Origin of the sequence: Pseudomonas sp. 43(2021) (assembly GCF_017490805.1) — a bacterium.
In the GTDB taxonomy this organism is placed as follows: Bacteria; Pseudomonadota; Gammaproteobacteria; order Pseudomonadales; family Pseudomonadaceae; genus Aquipseudomonas.
Map to the genome: position 1 here is coordinate 91,474 of NZ_JAFGYJ010000017.1, position 19,573 is coordinate 111,046.

Sequence of the window (19,573 nt, forward strand, 5' to 3'; positions counted from 1 at the left end):
GCGTGCAACATGGCTTTCAACACCATCGAAGAACTTCTCGAGGACTACCGGCAAGGCAAGATGGTCCTGCTGGTGGATGACGAGGACCGGGAAAACGAAGGCGACCTGCTGATCGCCGCCGAGCATTGCGATGCCCAGGCCATCAACTTCATGGCCCGTGAAGCGCGCGGGCTGATCTGCCTGACCCTGACCGACGAACACTGCCAACGCCTGGGCCTGGAGCAGATGGTGCCAGCCAACGGCAGCGTGTTCAGCACTGCCTTCACCGTGTCGATCGAGGCGGCCACGGGCGTTACCACGGGTATTTCCGCCGCCGACCGGGCGCGCACCGTGGCGGCAGCCATGGCCCCCAACGCCCGCCCCGAAGACCTGGTGCAACCCGGGCACATCTTCCCCCTGCGCGCCCGCGAAGGCGGTGTGCTGACCCGTGCCGGCCACACCGAAGCCGGCTGCGACCTGGCGCGCCTGGCGGGCTTCACCCCGGCCTCGGTGATCGTCGAAGTGCTCAACGACGACGGTACCATGGCCCGCCGCCCGGACCTGGAAGTGTTCGCTGCCCGGCATGGCATCAAGATCGGCACCATTGCTGACCTCATCCACTACCGCCTGAGCACCGAGCAGACCATCAAGCGCATCGGCGAACGCGAACTGCCGACCGTGCATGGCACCTTCCGCCTGGTCACCTACGAAGACCGCATCGAAGGTGGCGTGCACATGGCCATGGTCATGGGCGATATCCGCCGCCAGCAGCCGACCCTGGTGCGGGTGCACGTGATCGACCCACTGCGTGATCTGGTCGGTGCCGAATACGCCGGGCCGGCCAACTGGACGCTATGGGCGGCGCTGCAGAAGGTGGCCGAGGAAGGCGCTGGCGTGGTGGTGATCCTCGCCAACCATGAGTCCTCGCAGGCACTGCTGGAACGCGTGCCGCAGCTGACCCAGCCGGTGCGGCCTTACCAGCGTGGGCAGTCGAAAGTGTATTCGGAGGTGGGCACCGGGGCGCAGATTCTGCAGGACCTGGGCGTGGGCAAGCTGCGCCATCTGGGCCCACCGCTGAAATATGCGGGGCTGGCCGGGTATGAGCTGGAGGTGGTGCAGAGCATACCGTTCGAGCCAGACATGGTCGGCTAAAGCACATAAGCAACTGACCTGGCAGGGCTCTGTGGGAGCGGGTTCACCCGCGAATACGATGGTGAAGCCACCAACGCATTCGCGGGTGAACCCGCTCCCACAGGGTCCGCGCTGTTTCTGAAAGGACGGAGTGATGGCCGGTCGCCTCATACCTCTTGCCAAAAGTTTGGAATACCATAATATGATATCCCGTAGACCTTAAATCTGCAGGCCGGCACCTACAACCACAAACGGCCACAAGACACTTTGTTTTAGCTGCTCCCCGAACACTGTTGGCGGGCGCACCATAAGCCCCGCCTCGAATAACAAAAGCAACGAGGGCGTAACCATGCTGTTGAGCAAACGTGTAACCGCAGTGCTGTCCGCCAGCCTGCTGACCCTGGCATGTCAGGCCGCCCAGGCCGCCGACAGCCTGAACTTCGTCAGCTGGGGCGGTACAACCCAGGACGCCCAGAAAGAAGCGTGGGCCGCACCCTTCACCAAAGCCACCGACATCAAAGTCGTCCAGGACGGCCCCACCGACTACGGCAAGCTCAAGGCCATGGTCGAGAGCGGCAACGTGCAGTGGGACGTGGTCGACGTCGAAGCCGACTTCGCCCTGCGTGCCGCCAGCGAAGGCCTGCTCGAACCCCTCGATTTCAACCAGATCAAGCGCGACAAGATCGACCCACGCTTCGTCTCCGACCATGGCGTCGGCTCGTTCTTCTTCTCCTTCGTGCTCGGCTACAACGAAGGCAAGCTCGGTGCCAACAAACCAGTGGACTGGACCGCACTGTTCGATACCAAGGCCTACCCCGGCAAGCGTGCCCTGTACAAATGGCCCAGCCCTGGCGTACTGGAGCTGGCCCTGCTGGCCGACGGCGTAGCTCCCGACAAGCTGTACCCGCTGGACCTGGACCGCGCCTTCAAGAAGCTCGACACCATCAAGAAAGACATTGTCTGGTGGGGCGGTGGCGCCCAGTCGCAGCAACTGCTGGCCTCCGGTGAAGCCTCGCTCGGCCAGTTCTGGAACGGCCGCGTCTATGCCTTGCAGCAGGACGGTGCACCGGTGGGCGTGAGCTGGAAGCAGAACCTGGTAATGGCCGATTTCCTGGTCATCCCCAAAGGCGCCAAGAACAAGGACGCCGCCATGAAGTTCCTGGCCAACGCCAGCAGCGCCGAAGGCCAGGCCGAATTCGCCAACAAGACCGCCTACGCGCCGGTGAACGTCGACAGCGTGGCCAAACTCGACAAAGACCTCGCACAGAACCTGCCGACCGCCTATGCCCAGGACCAGGTCACCCTCGACTTCGCCTACTGGGCCAAGAACGGCCAGGCCATTGCAGCCCGCTGGAATGAGTGGTTGGTCAAATGAAAGTCGCCATCAACGCCCTGCATAACGCGCAAGGTGCCCCCACGGGCACCGGCGCCCCGGGAACGGCCCCCCGCCGCGTCAGCCTGAGCCAGCGCTGGAAAGGCAGCCGCAACCTGCTGCCGGCCCTGCTGTTCCTTGGCCTGTTCTTCTTCGCCCCGCTGGCCGGCCTGTTGCTGCGCGGGGTGCTGGAGCCAACGCCGGGCCTGGGCAACTACGAGCAGCTGTTCGCCAACTCGGCTTATGCGCGGGTACTGTTCAACACCTTCTCGGTGGCCGGCGTGGTCACCCTGATCAGCGTGCTGCTGGGCTTCCCGCTGGCCTGGGCAATAACCCTGGTGCCCAAGGGCTGGGGCCGCTGGCTGTTGAACATCGTGCTGCTGTCGATGTGGACCAGCCTGCTGGCGCGCACCTACTCGTGGCTGGTGCTGCTACAGAGCTCGGGGGTGATCAACAAGGCGTTGATGGCCATGGGTATCATCGATGCTCCGCTGGAAATGGTGCACAACCTGACCGGCGTGGTGATCGGCATGAGCTACATCATGATCCCGTTCATCGTGCTGCCGCTGCAGGCGACCATGCATGCCATCGACCCGATGGTGCTGCAGGCCGGCTCTATCTGCGGCGCCAGCCCGTGGACCAATTTCTGCAAGGTGTTCCTGCCGCTGTGCCGCTCGGGGCTGTTCTCCGGGGCACTGATGGTGTTCGTGATGTCGCTCGGTTACTACGTCACCCCGGCCCTGCTGGGCGGTGCGCAAAACATGATGCTGCCCGAATTCATCATCCAGCAGGTGCAGTCGTTCCTCAACTGGGGCCTGGCCAGCGCCGCCGCCGCACTGCTGGTGGTGATCACCCTGGTGCTTTTCTACCTGTACCTGAAGCTGCAGCCGGAATCCCCGGTTGGCAACGCGAGGTAAACCACCATGCTCCTGTCTCCCAATGCCATGGGCCGCCCGCTGCGTACAGGCCTGTACCTGACCACCGGGGTCATCGCGGCCTTCCTGCTGCTGCCAGTGGTGTTCATCGTGTTGCTGTCGTTCGGCTCATCGCAGTGGCTGGTGTTCCCGCCACCGGGCTGGACCTTCAAGTGGTACGGCCAGTTCTTCTCCAACCCGGAGTGGATGGACGCCGCGCTGGCCAGCCTGAAGGTGGCCGTGCTGACCACCATCGCCGCCGTGCTGCTCGGCCTGCCCACCGCATTCGCCCTGGTGCGTGGCCGCTTCCCCGGCCGCGAGCTGCTGTACGGGCTGTTCACCATGCCGATGATTGTGCCGCTGGTGATCATTGCCGTGGCGGTGTACGCGCTGTTCCTCAAGCTTGGCTACACCGGCACGCTGTTCGCCTTCGTGGTCAGCCACGTGATCGTCGCCCTGCCCTTCACCATCATCTCGATCATCAACTCGCTGAAGCTGTTCGACCAGTCGATCGAGGATGCCGCGGTGATCTGTGGCGCCTCGCGCCTGCAGGCGATCTTCAAGGTGACCTTCCCGGCGATTCGCCCGGGGATGATCGCCGGCGGCCTGTTCGCCTTTCTGGTGTCGTGGGATGAAGTGGTGCTGAGCGTGATGATGGCCAGCCCCGACCTGCAGACCCTGCCGGTGAAGATGTGGACCACCCTGCGCCAGGACCTCAGCCCGGTCATCGCCGTGGCCTCGACCTTGCTGATCGGCCTGTCGCTGCTTGTCATGTTCATTGCCGCCGCCTTGCGCCGGCGCACCGAAGCCAACGCCTGAGCGCGCGGAGAAAACAACAATGAGTGCAGTGATCAAAGACAACGCGCACGGCAAGACCCTGGTCAGCCTGCGCGGCCTCAACAAGCACTACGGCGACTTCACCGCCGTGGACAACCTCGACCTGGAAATCCAGGACGGCGAGTTCCTGACCTTTCTCGGCTCCAGCGGCTCGGGCAAGTCCACCACCCTGTCGATGCTGGCCGGCTTCGAAACGCCGAGCAGCGGCGAGATCCTGGTCGATGGCCAGTCGCTGGTCAACGTGCCACCGCACAAGCGCGACATCGGCATGGTGTTCCAGCGCTATTCACTGTTCCCGCACCTGAACGTGCGCGACAACATCGGCTTCCCGCTGGCCATCCGCAAGCTCGGCGCCAGCGAAACCAGCAAGCGCGTCGATGCCATGCTCAAGCTGGTGCAGCTGGAGAAGTTCGCCCACCGCAAGCCGTCGCAGATGTCCGGTGGCCAGCAGCAGCGTGTGGCGATTGCCCGGGCGCTGGTGTACGAGCCGCGCATCCTGCTGATGGACGAGCCGCTCGGCGCGCTGGACAAGAAGCTGCGCGAAGACCTGCAGGACGAACTGCGCCAGTTGCACCGGCGCCTGGGCATCACCATCGTCTACGTCACCCACGACCAGGAAGAAGCCATGCGCCTGTCCCAGCGCATCGCCATCTTCAGCCACGGCAGGATCGTCGGCCTGGGCACCGGTTACGACCTGTATCAGAACCCGCCGAATGCCTTCGTCGCCTCGTTCCTGGGTAACTCCAACTTCCTGCGGATCAAGGCCAGCAGCAATGGCGCGGGCAGCTTCGAGGGCCAGCCGGTGGCCATCCGCCTGACCCCGGGCCTGGCCGCCTCGCAGGATGCCCTGATCATGGTACGCCCGGAAAAGGCCCTGGCCCTGACCACCGAACAGGCCACGCGCGAGCCGCTGCCGGCGGGCTGGAACGAGGTCAGCGCCAAGGTTGGCGAAGTATTGTTCCTGGGCGAGAGCCAGACCTGCCATGTGGTGACCGCGGGCGGCACCGAGCTGACGGTGAAGGCGCTGTCGGCCGCGGGCATGCCGATGCAGCCGGGGGATACCGTGAAGGTGCGCTGGGCGGTGGCGGATGCGTGCATTTATACCGAGTGGGCAGAGAGTGACCTGAGCAAGTCCGCCGGGGCGCATTAACATCTTGAGTGCTGCAACGCCTGGTAGACCGAGCGCCGCGCGGGCGGCGCTCGGTCTACCAGGCGTTGCACAACTCAAGATGTGAACAACACCGTCACATTATCATCACGCCACTGTCGTAATCTGCCGGCCAACCCTATGCCATAGGCCTCCCGGCATGCCCCGCCTGCTTGTCTTGCTGCTCACCCTGCTACCGCTGGCGACCCTGGCCGAGCCCGCGCCCCTGCGCGTGCAAGGCTCCAACACCATTGGCGCGGCCTTGCTGCCGGCGCTGGTGCAAGGGCAGTTGCGCGCACAGCAAGCTACTGCCATCGAACAACACCCGGGCGAGTTGGCCAACGAGACCGTTATCACCGCACGTGACGCGCACGGCCAGCCTTTGCGCATCGATATCGCCGCCCACGGTTCCAGCACCGGCTTCTTCGCCCTGGGCCATGGCGACGCCGACCTGGCCGCCGCCTCGCGGCCGATCAACGACAGCGAAGCACGCCAACTGCAGGCTTTGGGCGACCTGCGCGCCGCTGCCGCCGAACAAGTCATCGGCCTGGATGGCGTTGCAGTCATCGTTCACCCTGACAACCCGTTGCCGCAGCTCACTACCCGGCAACTGGCGCAGGTTTTCTCGGGGCAGATCCAGCGCTGGGAGCAACTGGGCGTCAGTGGCGGGGCCATCCACCTGTACGCCCGTGACGACCGCTCCGGTACCTTTGAGACCTTCAAGGCACTGGTGCTGGAACCCCAGCACGGCGAGCTTTCGCCCAAGGCCCAACGCTTCGAGTCCAGCGACGAGCTGGCCGCGCGAGTGAGCACCGACCGCCAGGCCATCGGCTTCAGCAGCCTGGCAGCAATACACGGGGCCAAGGTGCTGGCGGTGGCCGAGGGCGACGCACCTGCCATGTTGCCGGAGCGCGCGCTGGTGGCCAGCGAAGACTACCCATTGTCACGGCGCTTGTACTTCTATTTGCCGGCTAACCCCAAGCCCCAGGCCAGGGCCCTGGCTGACTTTGCCCAGAGCCCGGCCGGCCAGGCGATCGTCGCCCGGCAGGGCTTCGTTTCGCAGCAGATCAAGGCCCAACCTGTAGCGCCCCTGGCGAACATGCCGCCGCGCTATCGCACCCTGGCCCAGCAGGCGCAGCGGCTGAGCGTCAACTTCCGCTTCCAGGAAGGCAGCGCCAGCCTCGACAACAAGGCCCTGCGTGATGTACAGCGGGTGGCCGAGTACCTGCGCAACGCCGGCAAGCTGCAGCGTAAAGCGGTGCTGGTGGGCTTTGGCGACCCCAAGGAGACACCCGGTCGCGCCGCCCTGCTCTCCCGCCTGCGGGCCCAGGCCGTGCGCCGTGAGCTGGCGCGCGATGGCGTGGAGGTGCTTGAAGTGACGGGTATGGGGGATGAACTGCCGGTGGCAGGAAACGAGCTGGAGCAAGGGCGACTGCGTAATCGTCGGGTGGAAGTGTGGGTGTATTGATCTGAAAGCAGCGCACATCCCTGTAGGAGATTTCCCAGCCCTTTGGGCTGCGCTGTCGCTTGGAGAGCTGAATTCGCAAGCGGTCCGCGTACCCTGTGGGAGCGGCTTTAGCCGCGAAGAATCCAACGCGGTGCATGGCACCGGCTGCGCCGGTGTTCGCGGCTAAAGCCGCTCCCACAGGGTCCCTGCTAATTCAATGACTTATGTGCTGCTCCTAAAGGGTGCGTGCGTACACTGTGTGCCAGCCTGGCAAAGAAATGTAACAGCTCCCCATTCGGCATCACCGGCAAACGGGTCTAGGCTCAAGCCCATGTGATACCGGGCCCCTCTGACGGCTGCCAGGCCGCCATGTCGGATCACTGTTGCCATGCAACGTCGACATTCAAGGAGGGGCTCATGACAGCTCTACAGGTATTCCTCACCACCCCGTTCCTCGGTACCAGCACCTGGTTGTGGCTGGTGTTCATGGCCATCGTCATCGGTTTGCTGGTACTCGACCTGGGTGTGCTGCACCGCCACGACCGGGAAATCGAAATGCGTGAAAGCCTGCTGCTGTATTCGGGCTATTTCAGCGTCGGCGTGCTGTTCGGCGCCGGGGTCTGGTACCAGCTGGGTGCGCAGTCGGCGCTGGAGTTCTACACCGGGTTCCTGGTCGAGCAGTCGCTGTCGATGGACAACGTGTTCGTCATGGCGATGATCTTTGGCTACTTCGCCATCCCCCGCCGCTACCAGCACCGCGTGCTGTTCTGGGGCATCCTCGGGGTGGTGTTCCTGCGGGCGATCATGATCGGCGTGGGCGCGGCGCTGGTGCAGAACTTCGCCTGGGTGCTGTATATCTTCGGTGCCTTCCTGCTGTTTACCGGGGTGAAGATGGCGCTGTCGAAAGAAGACAGCCGTCCCGACCTGGCCAACAACCCGATCCTGAAGTTCGTGCGCCGGCACATGCGGGTCACCGAGCAGATCCACGGCTCGCACTTCTTCGTGCACCAGACCCCGCCCGGGGAGCACAAGGCAGTGCGCTATGCCACCCCGCTGTTCATGGCACTGGTACTGATCGAATTGGCCGACCTGGTGTTCGCCGTCGACAGCGTGCCGGCAATCTTCGCCATCACCCAGGACCCGTTCATTGTCTACACCTCGAACATCTTCGCTATCCTCGGCTTGCGCTCGCTGTATTTTGCGCTGGCGGCGTTGATGCACCGGTTTGTGTACCTCAAGTACGCGTTGGCGCTGGTGTTGATCTTCATTGGCTGCAAAATCTTTTATCACGGCATGGTGGGTAAGGTGCCGGCGTTGCTGTCGTTGGGGGTGACGTTCGGGTTGTTGCTGGGTGGGGTGGTGGTTTCGTTGCTCAAGACTCGGAGGGAGAAGCCGGAAAGCAAGGAGGCTCAATCCAGACAGCCTTCAAATGCCGATAGTACAGCCAGCCAGAAAGAGGAAGACCCGCAGATGCGGGTCTGATCCCCGCTCTACTTGAATTTAAATAGTGCCCATACAACCACCATCCAGATGAAACCAGTCATGATTAGCCACGCGGATATCTTCAACCTACGCTTAAGCTTCCGCGGAAACGCATTTAACTCACCGACATCCAGTTGCCCCATACGCAGTACTAGCCACGGAAATGCAACTAGTCCACTCACCGTACAAAGGGTCATCCAGCGCCACTTAAATGATCCAGAACCCCATGCACGCTTAATGCTTTCGAAATAGGGATTGCTCGTAATGGCCGAGCAAGCGATGCCATAATCTTTTGTCAACGTCGAGACAGCACTAAGGACTAGCCCTGGCATGCCGATAACAAAAGGGCTGAGTAGAATTACCAATTTGGCAAGTGGTTGCCAGCCAGTAATGTCAATCACTGGTCGCCTCGTAAATAACTTCGCCTACCGACTCACCAAGCATCCCGCCCAGCGCTCCTCCAGCCATACCGCTGGCTCCCACCAGCACTATGCCGCACACTGGCGCGGCCAGACCTGCAGAGCCCATAGTAATAACGGCACATATTGTTCCAGATACAAGGGTTGCTCCTGAGGAACCAAGCATGGCTCCCGCGGTCCCAACAGCAAAACCTCCTGTCTCGGTCAGCCTGACCTTTTTACAAGCTTCAGTCTCACCAGTTCGACAAACCTCTTGTACTTTAAGATAAGACGAAGTCCCACCCAACCCAATTGCAGCATACCCTCCATATTCCAGGTACTTGCTGAGCCGCGCCACCTTGTCCAGGTGCGTCGCATACCCCGGAATCTGCCCCGGCCCGCCCGCTTTCGACCAATGGTGCACAAGGCTCTTGGTCGAAATGTTCAAGCTCTTCTTCAGCCGCTCATAGCTGCCCAGGTTCAGCTGTTTGTTGAGGTACGCCGCTTTCAACTGTCCATCCAGTTGCTGCAGCAGCTGTCGCCGTTCGGCAAAAAAGCCCGGGCTGTTCAAGTGGCCATGGCGCATGAACTCGCGCTGATGCAGTTGCTCGATACTGGTCAGCGTATTACTGACCTGCTTCAAACCTTGTTCCAGCATGTCCTTGCCCACGCCCATGGACTGGCTGGCATTGCTGAGCAAGCCGGCGATTTCGGCCTGGTGCTCCATCATGAAGTCCGCTTCGGCGAAATCGAGCACCGCCAGCGCGCGGCGTGCGTGCTGCGCCGCCGCCATCAACTGCCCCTCCTCGCGGGTGCAGGCATCACCATTGTCAGGGTCACCGATAACGAAGATTTCCCCTGCCTTGAAGCCTTGCTCGAACGTCGGGTTAAGCCGTTGCAGCCGGGAGATTGGCAACGTGGCATCGTGCTCGGCCAATTGCAGCAGCACCTGTGCGAATGACATGCGCCGAGGCACTACATAGAACCCGGGCTCCAGGGTTCCGGGCAACGCACTTACTATGGGTTGGGAGAAACGCCCGGGGTAGATCGCGGCTGATGGCGCGGAAGAGTGGCTATTCGCGCGCCCTCCAAGGGAACGCAGGGGCGGAAATGCTTCACCCAACGGTGCGACCACCCGATTGCTGCCCGGTGGACAGCCACAGACTACCAGCGCACCGTCCATGGCCACCCGGCGGCCATCGGAAATGAAGTGGTCCACCCCTTCAGCGACCATCCCCTCCTGCCCGCAGAGGGGGCATGGCGCGGTGCGATCACCTTCGCGCAGCACCATTCGGCCCTCGTCAAGATAGCTGGCGTCCGTGGCAATGCAGACAGCCCCCGTAGTGGTGACATCGCTATCTACTGCCTGACCTTTTCCCTCCAGACTGACACGCATATGCAAACTCCCTGTGCATGGTTGAGGTTGAAAACCTAACATCAGCAAGGGAGGCTCAAGTGGCTTGGGTCGAAATTCAGAAGTTTCTTACAAAGTTTGAAATGAGCAAGCCCATGAGTCTGCTGGCGACGAAGGCGGCCAAGGATCGGGGGGTGGACCTGAAGACACAGTGAACCGTCAAGGGCCCCCTTCGCGGGCTTGCCCGCTCCCACAGGTACTGCGCGCAGCTCGGAGGCGGCACGGTACCTGTGGGAGCGGGCAGGCCCGCGAAGAGGCCGGAACAGGCCGGCAAAATCACCGCCCGCTACGCAACATCTCCGCCGGCACGTACTTGCCGATCTCATACTTGCCAATTGCTGCCCGGTGCACTTCATCCGGCCCGTCAGCCAGGCGCAGGGTGCGCTGCATGGCATACATGTAGGCCAGCGGGAAGTCGCCACTCACCCCTGCCCCGCCATGAATCTGGATCGCCCGGTCGATCACCTTCAGTGCCACGTTCGGTGCCACGACCTTGATCTGCGCAATCTCGCTGCGGGCCACCTTGTTGCCGACCGTGTCCATCATGTAGGCCGCCTTCAGTGTCAGCAGCCGGGCCATGTCGATCTCCATGCGCGAGTCGGCGATCTTGTCGACGTTGCCGCCCAGGCGCGCCAATGGCCGGCCGAAAGCCGTACGCTCCACCGAGCGCTTGCACATCAGTTCCAGCGCCCGCTCGGCCATGCCGATCGAACGCATGCAGTGGTGGATACGCCCCGGCCCCAGGCGCCCCTGGGCAATCTCGAAGCCACGGCCCTCACCCAGGATCACGTTCTCATACGGCACCCGCACGTTCTCGAAAAGCACCTCGGCGTGGCCATGGGGGGCATCGTCATAGCCGAACACCGGCAGCGGGCGGACGATCTTCACCCCGGGCGTATCGGTGGGCACCAGCACCATCGAGTGCTGCTGGTGGCGCGGCCCTTCAGGGTCGGACAGGCCCATGAAGATCATCACCTTGCAGCGTGGGTCGCAAGCGCCGGAAGTCCACCACTTGCGCCCGTTGATTACCCATTGGTCACCATCACGCACCGCGGTGGCAGCCATGTTGGTGGCATCCGAGGAGGCCACGTCCGGTTCGGTCATGGCGAACGCCGAGCGGATCTCGCCACGCAGCAGCGGCTCCAGCCACTGGCGCTTCTGCGCCTCGCTGCCATAGCGCACCAGCACTTCCATGTTGCCGGTGTCCGGCGCCGAGCAATTGAACGGCTCCGGGCCGAGCAACGAGCGGCCCATGATTTCCGCCAGCGGGGCATATTCCAGGTTGCTCAGGCCGGCGCCGTATTCAGATTCGGGCAGGAACAGGTTCCACAACCCTTCGGCGCGGGCCTTGGCCTTGAGCTCCTCCATGATCGCGGTGGGCTGCCAGCGGTCGCCCTCGGCGACCTGGCGCTCGAACACCGCCTCGGCGGGGTAGACATAGGCGTCCATGAACGCGCTGACGCGCTCGCGCAGTGCCTGGACCTTGGGCGAATAGGCGAAATCCATCGGGGCTACCTTCACGGTTCGGAGTACATGGGCCAGAGCCTAGAGCAGCATGGGCCCATCCACCTAGTCTATTTTCCACGTGTATAAACATTCATAACCGATATATGATCGCCCCATAATTCCAACAAAGAGCGGCGCCCATGAACCTCAGCAAGGTCGACCTCAACCTGTTCATCGTGTTCGATGCGATCTACACCGAAGCCAACCTGACCCGCGCCGGGCAGATCGTCGGCATCACCCAGCCGGCAGTGTCCAACGCCCTGTCGCGGCTGCGTGAAACCTTCAACGACCCGCTGTTCGTGCGCACTGCGCAAGGCATGGTGCCCACGCCCATGGCGCAGAACATCATCGGCCCGGTGCGCAATGCCCTGGCGCTGCTGCGCACGTCAGTGCAGGAAAGCCGCATCTTCAACCCGCAACAGGCCAACAAGACCTTCCGCATCAGCATGACCGACCTGACCGAAGCGGTGATCCTGCCGCCTCTGTTCCAGCGCTTGCGCCGCCTGGCGCCGGCGGTGCTGATCGAGAGCTTCCTGTGCAAGCGCCGCGAGACCACCAAGGAACTCGCCGCCGGCCGCCTGGACTTCGCCATCGACGCACCGTTGAACACCGACCCGCAGGTACGCCACGTCAAACTGATGCAAGACCGCTATGTCTGCGCCCTGCGCCAGGGCCACCCACTGGCAGACCGCAAGCTGACGCTGGACAACTACCTGGGCATGACCCACATCCATATCTCCAGCCGCCGCAATGGCCTGGGCTACGTCGACCTGGCCCTGGGCAAGATGGGCGTGCAACGCAAGGTTGCCTTGCGCTCGCAGCATTACCTGATGGCCTCGCAGGTGTTGCAGCAGACCGACATGGCGATGACCGTCCCCGAGCGCTTTGCCCGCCGCCATCAGTTGCGCTACCAAGCACTGCCGGTGGAGGTACCAGCGCTGGAAACGCACCTGTACTGGCATGAAAGCACCGATCAGGACCCGGCCAACCGCTGGATGCGCGAGCAGATCACCGAGTTGTGCGAACGCGTGGTGGCCGAGGAAGAGAAGGCTGTGGAGTCGGCCTGAAGAGGGCTACCGAGGGGCCTTTGGTGAGCCCCTCCCGGCCAAGAGAAAAAAATTCTATGTATAACTTATTAGAGAGAAATTTTTTTCAACAATCTTGAGAACAGAGTCGCTGGAAGCGAAAAATGTCTCTCCAGCAGTGGGTACGCTTGCTTCAACGATCGCCGATTTCACGGCAACAGACACGGACCCGCCCCAATGCCTAGCGCCCCGCTCTACTTCGATTACGCCGCCACCACTCCGGTCGACGACCGGGTCATCGAAACCATGCTCGCCAGCCTTGGCAGCCAGGCCAACTTCGGCAACCCGGCGTCCAGTGGCCATGCCTTCGGCCAGGCCGCGCGCCGCGCCGTGGAGCAAGCCCGCCAGCAAGTGGCCGAACGGGTCGGCGCACAGGCCGATGCACTGGTCTGGACCTCGGGTGCAACCGAGTCCAATAACCTGGCGCTCAAGGGCATTGCCCAAGGCCTCGGCCAGCCCGGGCACCTGATCACCAGCCAGCTGGAACACAAGGCCGTGCTCGACACCGTGGCCGAACTGGAGCGCCAGGGCTGGGCCATTACCCGCCTGACACCGGATGCCGCCGGCCTGATTCAGCCCGCAGCGGTGCAGGCAGCGTTACGCACCGACACCCGCCTGGTGTCGCTGATGGCGGTCAACAATGAACTGGGTACGATCACCGACTTTGCCGCAATTGGCGAACAGGTGCGTGCCCACGGTGCCCTGCTGCACGTGGATGCGGCGCAGGCGGTGGGCAAACTGGCCATCGACCTGAGCGTAATGGCCGTGGACCTGATGTCGTTCTCGGCGCACAAGGTGTATGGCCCCAAGGGCATCGGTGCACTCTACGTCGGGCCGCGCGCCCGTACGCTGATGCGCGCGCAGATGCACGGTGGCGGCCATGAGCAGGGCCTGCGTTCCGGCACCCTGGCGACCCACCAGATTGCCGGCATGGGCAGCGCCTTTGCCTTGGCCGGCCAGCCCGGCGACAGCGAACACCTGCGCCTTGAGCAACTGGCCAGGCGCCTGCGCGAAGGCCTGCTGGCCCTGCCCGGCGTCACCCTCAACGGCTGCGCCAACCAGCGCATTCCCCACACGCTGAACCTGTGTATCGACAACAAGGGCTTCAACAGTGCGGCGCTGGCCAGCGAGCTGGCGTTGTCGACTACCTCGGCCTGCAACTCGGCGAGCAATGCAGCCTCGCATGTGCTGCTGGCGTTGGGGCTGGATGAGCGCCAGGCACGCAACAGCGTGCGCCTGAGCATCGGGCGTTTCAGCAACGAGGCTGAAGTGGACAAGGCGCTAGAAGTGTTTGGCCGGGTGCTGACAGCGGCATCAGCAGCGCTTTGGTGAAGCTGCCCTAGAAAAGCCGGCTGTCCGGAGTGAAGTCCTCGACCTCGAGCCTGGCGCTGTTTGCCTGTGGATGGCGCGGGTTGAACAGGTAATTGGTGGTGCTGGGCATGATCGCGCTCGGCACCGGCAGCAGCAATGCCGAACACTCATCCAGAAAGCGGTTGCCCAGGCCCCGGGTCAGTTCGGTCTGGCTCGACCAGCCAGGCTGCAATACGGGCAACTGCGCTTGCGAAACGGTATCGGGCAATTCGATGCGAAGCAGCCTCATGGTGGAGGGGAAATCCTCAGGGTCGATCTCCAGGTGCACCAGCACCTCGAGCATCGCCCCGGCCGGACTGGTGGCGGCATACACCACTGGCCGGCCCGCCTGGTGCCAGCGGCCGCTGATACGCAAGCCGCCCGTTCCGCTCAAATCTGCATAGGCGCTGATGCGCCACAGAATCACAGGCCAAAACCCTCGGCGATCTGCAGCAACATCTCTTCGACCTGGGTGGTGCCTTGCTGGGTGGTGAGCATCTGCATGGGGGTCAGCCCCGAGAAGCGCTCCTTGGGCTTGGACAGCCAGCGCTTGGCCTTGCCCGCTTCGCCGAAGACGGCTTCGGCCATGGCGGTGATATGGGCCGAGCGGAACAGCCGGTCGCTTTCTTCCACGGTCAGTGGCTGGTCGCGTTCGATGCGGGATTTCAGGGTACGCAGGGGAATGATCTGGTCACGCTCCACGGGGGTGAACACACCGAGTTCGGTCAGTTTCACCAGCCAGGTGGCGGCAAAGCCATGGGTGATGCGGGTGTGGATTTCGAAATCACTGGCGAGTTCGGGGATTTCCAGCAGTGCATGCAGGCGCGCCCGGTACTCGTGGTAACCGTTGTCGCGAAGCACTTCGGCAAGCATGGCGCTCTCCCTTCCGGCGTTTACCGAGAAGTATGCGGCATATGCCGGATTTTGCAAGCCGACCGGGAAGATGGGGCCGCAGAGCGGCCCCCCCCAATCTCACAGGAAGGTGAACACCTGCGAAGCCGGCAACCGCGACTTGTTCAGCCCGGCATTGAAGTCCGTCTCGCTGCGATAGCCCAGGCTGAGAACCACCACGCTGGTGAAGCCACGTTCGCGCAGGCCCAGTTCGGCATCGAGAATCTTGCTGTCGAAGCCCTCGATCGGCGTGGCATCCAGCCCATGTGCAGCAGCCCCCAGCAAGGCAGTACCCAACGCCAGGTAGGTCTGCTTTTCCATCCAGTGCTGCACGTCTTTCTGGTCAAAGCGGTGCAGGTCGACGTAGTGCCGGCGGCTCTGGTTCTGCGCGGCACGCGCCTGCTCATCACGGAAGCGGCCATCGGCAGCTTCCTGGTCGAGCACGGCATTCAGGTGCGCTTCGCTCATCTCGGTACGGGTGCAGAACACGATCACATGCGAGGCATCGAGGATCTTCGGCGAATTGTAGGCATAGCGCTCTGCGGTGCTCTTGGCCAGGCGGGCCTTGCCTTCGGCACTGTCGGCAACGATGAAATGCCACGGCTGCGAGTTGACCGAGGACGGACTGTGGCGCAGTTGCTCGAGCAGGGCATCGACAGTGGCCTGGGGAATACGGCGCGAGGCATCGTAGGCTTTGGTGGTGTAGCGGCGCTTGGCCAGCGAGACGGTATCCATGCAAAACTCCGGGAATGAACGGGGGATTTGCCGGGCATCTTATCTTTCCTGCAGAAAAGAAAAACCGGCACAATGCAGCAACACTTTCATCCCAGGAGTGAAAATGCTGCGCATCGCCGACCTCGAACTGTTCGTCCGCAGCAGCGTGCTGGGCAGCTTTACCGCCGCCGCTCACGAGGCACAGCTGCTGCCGGGCCAGGTTGCCGCCGCGATCAAGCGCCTGGAGCGCGAACTCGACGTGCGCCTGTTCGCCCGCACCACCCGCAGCCTGCGCCTGACCGCTGAAGGCGAGTTGTACCTGCCGACCGCCCTGAATGTGCTGGAGAGCCTGCGCCAGGGCCGTGAGGACCTGCATGGCAACCCCAGCTCCCTGCGCGGCACCCTGCAAGTGTCGGCACCGTCCGACCTGGGCCGCAACATGCTGCTGCCCTGGCTGAGCGCCTTCCGCCGCGAACACCCGGCCCTGCACCTGCGTTTCTTCCTGTCCGACCAGATCGCCGACCTCAACCGCGACCCGGTGGACGTAGCGATCCGCTATGGCCTCAACCAGGACGCCAACTACATTGCCCTGCCGCTGGCCGACTGGAACCGCCGGGTGCTGGTCGCCGCGCCCGACTACCTGGCCCGCCACGGCCACCCGCTCACGCCCGACGCCCTGCAGCAGCACGCCTGCCTGCTGTACATGCAGCACAACCGGGTCTATGACAAATGGCGGGTGGGCAACCGTACCGTGCAGGTGCGCGGGCCGCTGGTCAGCGACGATGCCGACGTGATCCGCCGCCTGGCCTTGCAGGGTGAAGGTATCGTCTACAAGTCGTGGCTGGACGTAAGCGCCAACATCGTGGCCGGCGAACTGGAAATCGTCCTGCCCGAATACCTCGGTGAACCCGCCCCGGTCACCCTGGTGTGCCCGCACCGCAAGCAACTCACGCCCGCAGTGGCACAACTGCACCTGTGGCTGCGCGAACGCTTCGAGGCACTGCGCAACCGGGCGCTGACCAACGGCTGCACAATCGTTCCAGACTGAACAGCGGGCATGGGCTGCAGTACTGGTTTGAGCCTTCTATTGCCAGTACCGGTCTCTTCGCGGGCGTGCCCGCGAAAAAACCGGCACGGTCATTCAGGAATGCCCAGGCACCCCGCCCAGCGCCTCGCGGAACCGCCGGGTGCTGACAACGGCCAGCAGCAACCCGACCACCGCCACGCTACCGCCCACCAGGCCGATATCCGCCACGTCCAGCTGGCTGCTGACGATACTGCCCAGCAACGCGCCGCCGCCGATACCGATGTTGTAGATACCCGAGAACAGCGCCATGGCCACATCGGTGGCATCGGATGCCAGTTTCAGGGTCTTGGACTGCAAGGACAGGCTGAAACTGAGGATCGCCACCCCCCAGAACATGCTCAACGCGGCGAACACATGGAAGTTGCCCGACAGCGGCAACAGCAGCAACAGGCATGCCGCCAGCAGGCCGATCGAACCCACCAGGAAGCCATGCGGAAAGCGCTCGCTGTAACGGCTGAACAGCAACGAGCCGAACACCCCGGCACCGCCGAACAGCAGCAGCAACAGCGTGGTGCGCTCACCGCCGATCTGCGCCACGTGCAGGGCGAACGGCTCGATGTAGCTGTAGGCGGTGAACTGTGCGGTAATCACCAGCGTTACCAGCACATAGGTGATCACCAGCGCCGGGCGCTTGAACAGGACCGGCAGGCTGCGCAGCGAGCCCGAGTTCTGGCTGGGCAGCAGCGGCAGCGACTTCATCAGGCACAGCATGGTCGCCAGCGCCACCCCGGCAATGCTCAGGAAGGTGATGCGCCAGCCCAGCGCTTCGCCCACCACACGGCCCAACGGGATGCCCAGGACCATGGCCAGGGTGGTGCCGGTGGCCAGCAGGCCCAGCGCCTTGGCCTGCTGGCCTGGCGGTGCCACGCGCACCGCCAGGGAGGCAGTGATGGCCCAGAACACCGCATGTGCCAGGGCAATGCCGATGCGGCTGACCAGCAACATGGCAAAGCTCTGTGACAACCACGACAGCAAGTGGCTGACGATGAACACCAGGAACACGAACAGCAACAGGCGCCGCCGCTCGATGTTGCGGGTCAGCAGCATCATCGGCAGCGAGGCCAGCGCCACCACCCAGGCATAGATGGTCAGCATCAGGCCGACCTGGGCAGTACTCATGTCGAAGCTGCGGCCAATGTCGCTGAGCAGCGCCACCGGGACGAACTCGGTAGTGTTGAAGATAAAGGCCGCCAGGGCCAGAGCAATGACGCTCAGCCAGCTGCCGCTACCCGCCGTGGGGGGCATGTTGGTAGGTGTGGGTCCGTTCATGGGGTGGAAACCGGTTCTCCGCAGACAAGGCAACAGGACGCACGCCAGCCACCCGCTTGCCGGGGTGTCGACGCACGCTTTGTTATTGGAAGGAATGCCGGCATGGTACGCGTCACGCCGGGGCCTCACAACCGCGAGGCGGGTAGAAGGAGTACCATGCGCGCTTTGTATGAAACGCGTATGCAGCAACAAGGAGCCCGATCCGCTCATGGACCAGCAGCCCCCACAGCAGCAGTGGCAGCAGGCGGTCACCGCCTACGCCCAGGCTGTCAACGACTATGTCGCGCAGGGCCGCGCGCAAGGCTGGGATGACCTCGAAGAACCCCTGCCGCAAGCCACCGAACACTTGCTCGATGCCTGGCTCGAAGCCCTGCAAGCCGCCAACCGGCCTGGTGTCGAAGCCTTCGAGCAGCAAGCCTTCCGCGAAGCCTGGCCGCCCGCCCACCACCCATTGCTGGCGCTGATCAAGGAGAACGGACAAGGCATCTGCAACGTCCTGCTGCTGGACGACGGCAGCCTGCTGGCACGTATCGGCATGCCGCATGACAAAGGCCAGGTGGTGCGCATCGACCGTCACGGGGTGACCCCGGTGATCGGCGTCGATCATTTCGGCCGCTGCCCGGCCCGCCGCTACTTCGCCCTGGCCAATGCCGAGGGCGTGCGCGTGACCGATGGCTGGGGCGGCCCGCAAGTGCTGCGCCTGGCCTGGCCCACGGGGCTGGAGGGGTTGCCGCCGGGTTACCCGTTCGAGCCGTTCGACCTGCCGCCCACGCCGACCGCGCTGATCCCCTTCCCGGATGGCCAGCGTGTGCTGCTGGTGAGTGCCGAGGGTATCTTCCTGCTGACCCGCCACGGCGCGACCCGCCTGCTGCCACACCAGGCGCGGGTGCTCGACGAGCTGGACGAAGGCACCGACCCGGACGACATCTACCTGGGGCTGAGCATGGAGCACGGTGCGGTGTCGGCAGATGGCCAGTTGATCGTGGTCGGCGAGCAAGGCAGCCGTCACCTGGTGCTGGACGAGCAGCTCAGGCCCGTGGCAGCAATCGGCCCGGCCAGCGAGTACCCGCACTTCGCGCTGTTCAACCGCGCGGGAGACCAGTTGATACTCAATGCCTGCCATTTCTACAGTGGCGCCACGCTGGCAGTCAGGGTGGCCGACTTGCCGGGGCTGGATACCGATTACTACAGCCAGGACCCGCGCACCCCGCTGGTGCAGGATGGCGCGCGGGTGTATGCCGGTGTGGCACGCGACGGCGAATATATCGTGGGGGATGCCTATGGTTACCTGCGGGCGTTTGGCGAAGATGGCGTGGAGCATTGGCAGCATTACCTGGGGTCGACCATCAGTGCGCTGGATATCAGTGCCGACGGGCGTACGCTGGTGGCGGCGAGCCATGCCGGGTTTGTTTCGGTGATTGCCCTGGACAGCGGGCGGCCGGCCTGGCAGATCGGTACCGGGGCACATGGCGAGGTACGGCGGTGGTTGTTCTGGAAAGGCTGGGACAGGGCATTGGCCTGGTAACAGATCCAGTATTCATTACCTGTCT

The 19,573-nt window shown here is 63.5% G+C and carries 17 protein-coding genes; 11 read left to right on the top strand and 6 right to left on the bottom strand.

Features of this window, described 5'->3' with window-relative positions; genetic code table 11:
* Window positions 1–9 precede the first annotated feature (9 nt).
* The 7 genes from ribBA (at window position 10) to J5M71_RS16335 (ending at window position 8,309) form a co-directional block, all read left to right on the top strand.
* Window positions 10–1,131, top strand: a complete 1,122-nt coding sequence (gene ribBA, locus J5M71_RS16305; protein ID WP_207833815.1) for a bifunctional 3,4-dihydroxy-2-butanone-4-phosphate synthase/GTP cyclohydrolase II — start codon at window positions 10–12, stop codon at window positions 1,129–1,131.
* Between the two features lie 328 nt (window positions 1,132–1,459).
* Window positions 1,460–2,485, top strand: coding sequence for an ABC transporter substrate-binding protein (locus tag J5M71_RS16310; RefSeq protein ID WP_063915047.1), 1,026 nt, complete (start codon window positions 1,460–1,462; stop codon window positions 2,483–2,485).
* Window positions 2,482–3,399: an ABC transporter permease gene (locus J5M71_RS16315; RefSeq protein ID WP_063915048.1), complete on the top strand. Its 918-nt coding sequence runs from the start codon at window positions 2,482–2,484 to the stop codon at window positions 3,397–3,399. Before J5M71_RS16310 ends, J5M71_RS16315 begins: the two co-directional genes overlap by 4 nt.
* Before the next feature lie 6 nt (window positions 3,400–3,405).
* On the top strand, window positions 3,406–4,215 hold the full coding sequence (locus J5M71_RS16320) for an ABC transporter permease (protein WP_015270845.1): 810 nt from the start codon (window positions 3,406–3,408) through the stop codon (window positions 4,213–4,215).
* 19 nt (window positions 4,216–4,234) lie between these two features.
* Window positions 4,235–5,383: an ABC transporter ATP-binding protein gene (locus J5M71_RS16325; RefSeq protein ID WP_207833817.1), complete on the top strand. Its 1,149-nt coding sequence runs from the start codon at window positions 4,235–4,237 to the stop codon at window positions 5,381–5,383.
* A gap of 157 nt (window positions 5,384–5,540) precedes the next feature.
* Complete coding sequence (locus J5M71_RS16330; protein ID WP_207833819.1) at window positions 5,541–6,848, top strand: phosphate ABC transporter substrate-binding/OmpA family protein; 1,308 nt, start codon at window positions 5,541–5,543, stop codon at window positions 6,846–6,848.
* A gap of 396 nt (window positions 6,849–7,244) precedes the next feature.
* Window positions 7,245–8,309 (top strand): TerC family protein, encoded by a 1,065-nt coding sequence (locus J5M71_RS16335; protein ID WP_207833822.1) that lies wholly within the window; start codon window positions 7,245–7,247, stop codon window positions 8,307–8,309.
* A 393-nt stretch (window positions 8,310–8,702) separates the two neighbouring features.
* Here the strand turns inward: J5M71_RS16335 and J5M71_RS16340 are convergent, their stop codons facing one another.
* Both J5M71_RS16340 and J5M71_RS16345 read right to left on the bottom strand, forming a co-directional pair.
* Window positions 8,703–10,103 carry a PAAR domain-containing protein gene (locus tag J5M71_RS16340; RefSeq protein ID WP_207833824.1) on the bottom strand — a complete coding sequence of 467 codons (1,401 nt, stop codon included), beginning with the start codon at window positions 10,101–10,103 and terminating at the stop codon, window positions 8,703–8,705.
* Between the two features lie 294 nt (window positions 10,104–10,397).
* Window positions 10,398–11,627: an acyl-CoA dehydrogenase gene (locus tag J5M71_RS16345; protein WP_063915055.1), complete on the bottom strand. Its 1,230-nt coding sequence runs from the start codon at window positions 11,625–11,627 to the stop codon at window positions 10,398–10,400.
* A 140-nt stretch (window positions 11,628–11,767) separates the two neighbouring features.
* On the opposite strand from J5M71_RS16345, the gene J5M71_RS16350 reads away from it, so the two are divergent.
* Together J5M71_RS16350 and J5M71_RS16355 are read left to right on the top strand one after the other, a co-directional pair.
* A complete protein-coding gene (locus tag J5M71_RS16350) occupies window positions 11,768–12,694 on the top strand; it encodes a LysR family transcriptional regulator (protein WP_063915056.1) in 927 nt (308 codons plus the stop codon).
* A 195-nt stretch (window positions 12,695–12,889) separates the two neighbouring features.
* Window positions 12,890–14,044, top strand: a complete 1,155-nt coding sequence (locus J5M71_RS16355; protein WP_207833826.1) for an aminotransferase class V-fold PLP-dependent enzyme — start codon at window positions 12,890–12,892, stop codon at window positions 14,042–14,044.
* A gap of 7 nt (window positions 14,045–14,051) precedes the next feature.
* Here J5M71_RS16355 and J5M71_RS16360 read toward each other — a convergent pair whose 3' ends face one another.
* The 3 genes from J5M71_RS16360 to nfsB all read right to left on the bottom strand — a co-directional run bounded on the left by J5M71_RS16360 (window position 14,052) and on the right by nfsB (window position 15,688).
* Window positions 14,052–14,489 carry an RES family NAD+ phosphorylase gene (locus J5M71_RS16360; RefSeq protein ID WP_063915058.1) on the bottom strand — a complete coding sequence of 146 codons (438 nt, stop codon included), beginning with the start codon at window positions 14,487–14,489 and terminating at the stop codon, window positions 14,052–14,054.
* A complete protein-coding gene (locus tag J5M71_RS16365) occupies window positions 14,486–14,935 on the bottom strand; it encodes an antitoxin Xre/MbcA/ParS toxin-binding domain-containing protein (RefSeq protein ID WP_063915059.1) in 450 nt (149 codons plus the stop codon). The genes J5M71_RS16360 and J5M71_RS16365 overlap by 4 nt, the downstream gene beginning before the upstream one ends.
* Window positions 14,936–15,034: 99 nt before the next feature.
* A complete protein-coding gene (gene nfsB, locus J5M71_RS16370; protein WP_063915060.1) occupies window positions 15,035–15,688 on the bottom strand; it encodes an oxygen-insensitive NAD(P)H nitroreductase in 654 nt (217 codons plus the stop codon).
* Between the two features lie 103 nt (window positions 15,689–15,791).
* Between nfsB and J5M71_RS16375 the strand changes: the two genes are divergently transcribed.
* Entirely contained in the window at window positions 15,792–16,715 is a 924-nt protein-coding gene (locus J5M71_RS16375; RefSeq protein WP_207833828.1) for a LysR family transcriptional regulator, read from the top strand.
* 93 nt (window positions 16,716–16,808) lie between these two features.
* On the opposite strand, the gene J5M71_RS16380 is transcribed toward J5M71_RS16375, so the two are convergent.
* On the bottom strand, window positions 16,809–18,023 hold the full coding sequence (locus tag J5M71_RS16380) for a sugar transporter (protein ID WP_207833836.1): 1,215 nt from the start codon (window positions 18,021–18,023) through the stop codon (window positions 16,809–16,811).
* Window positions 18,024–18,231: 208 nt separating this feature from the next.
* On the opposite strand from J5M71_RS16380, the gene J5M71_RS16385 reads away from it, so the two are divergent.
* On the top strand, window positions 18,232–19,548 hold the full coding sequence (locus J5M71_RS16385; protein ID WP_207833838.1) for a hypothetical protein: 1,317 nt from the start codon (window positions 18,232–18,234) through the stop codon (window positions 19,546–19,548).
* Window positions 19,549–19,573: the final 25 nt, after the last annotated feature.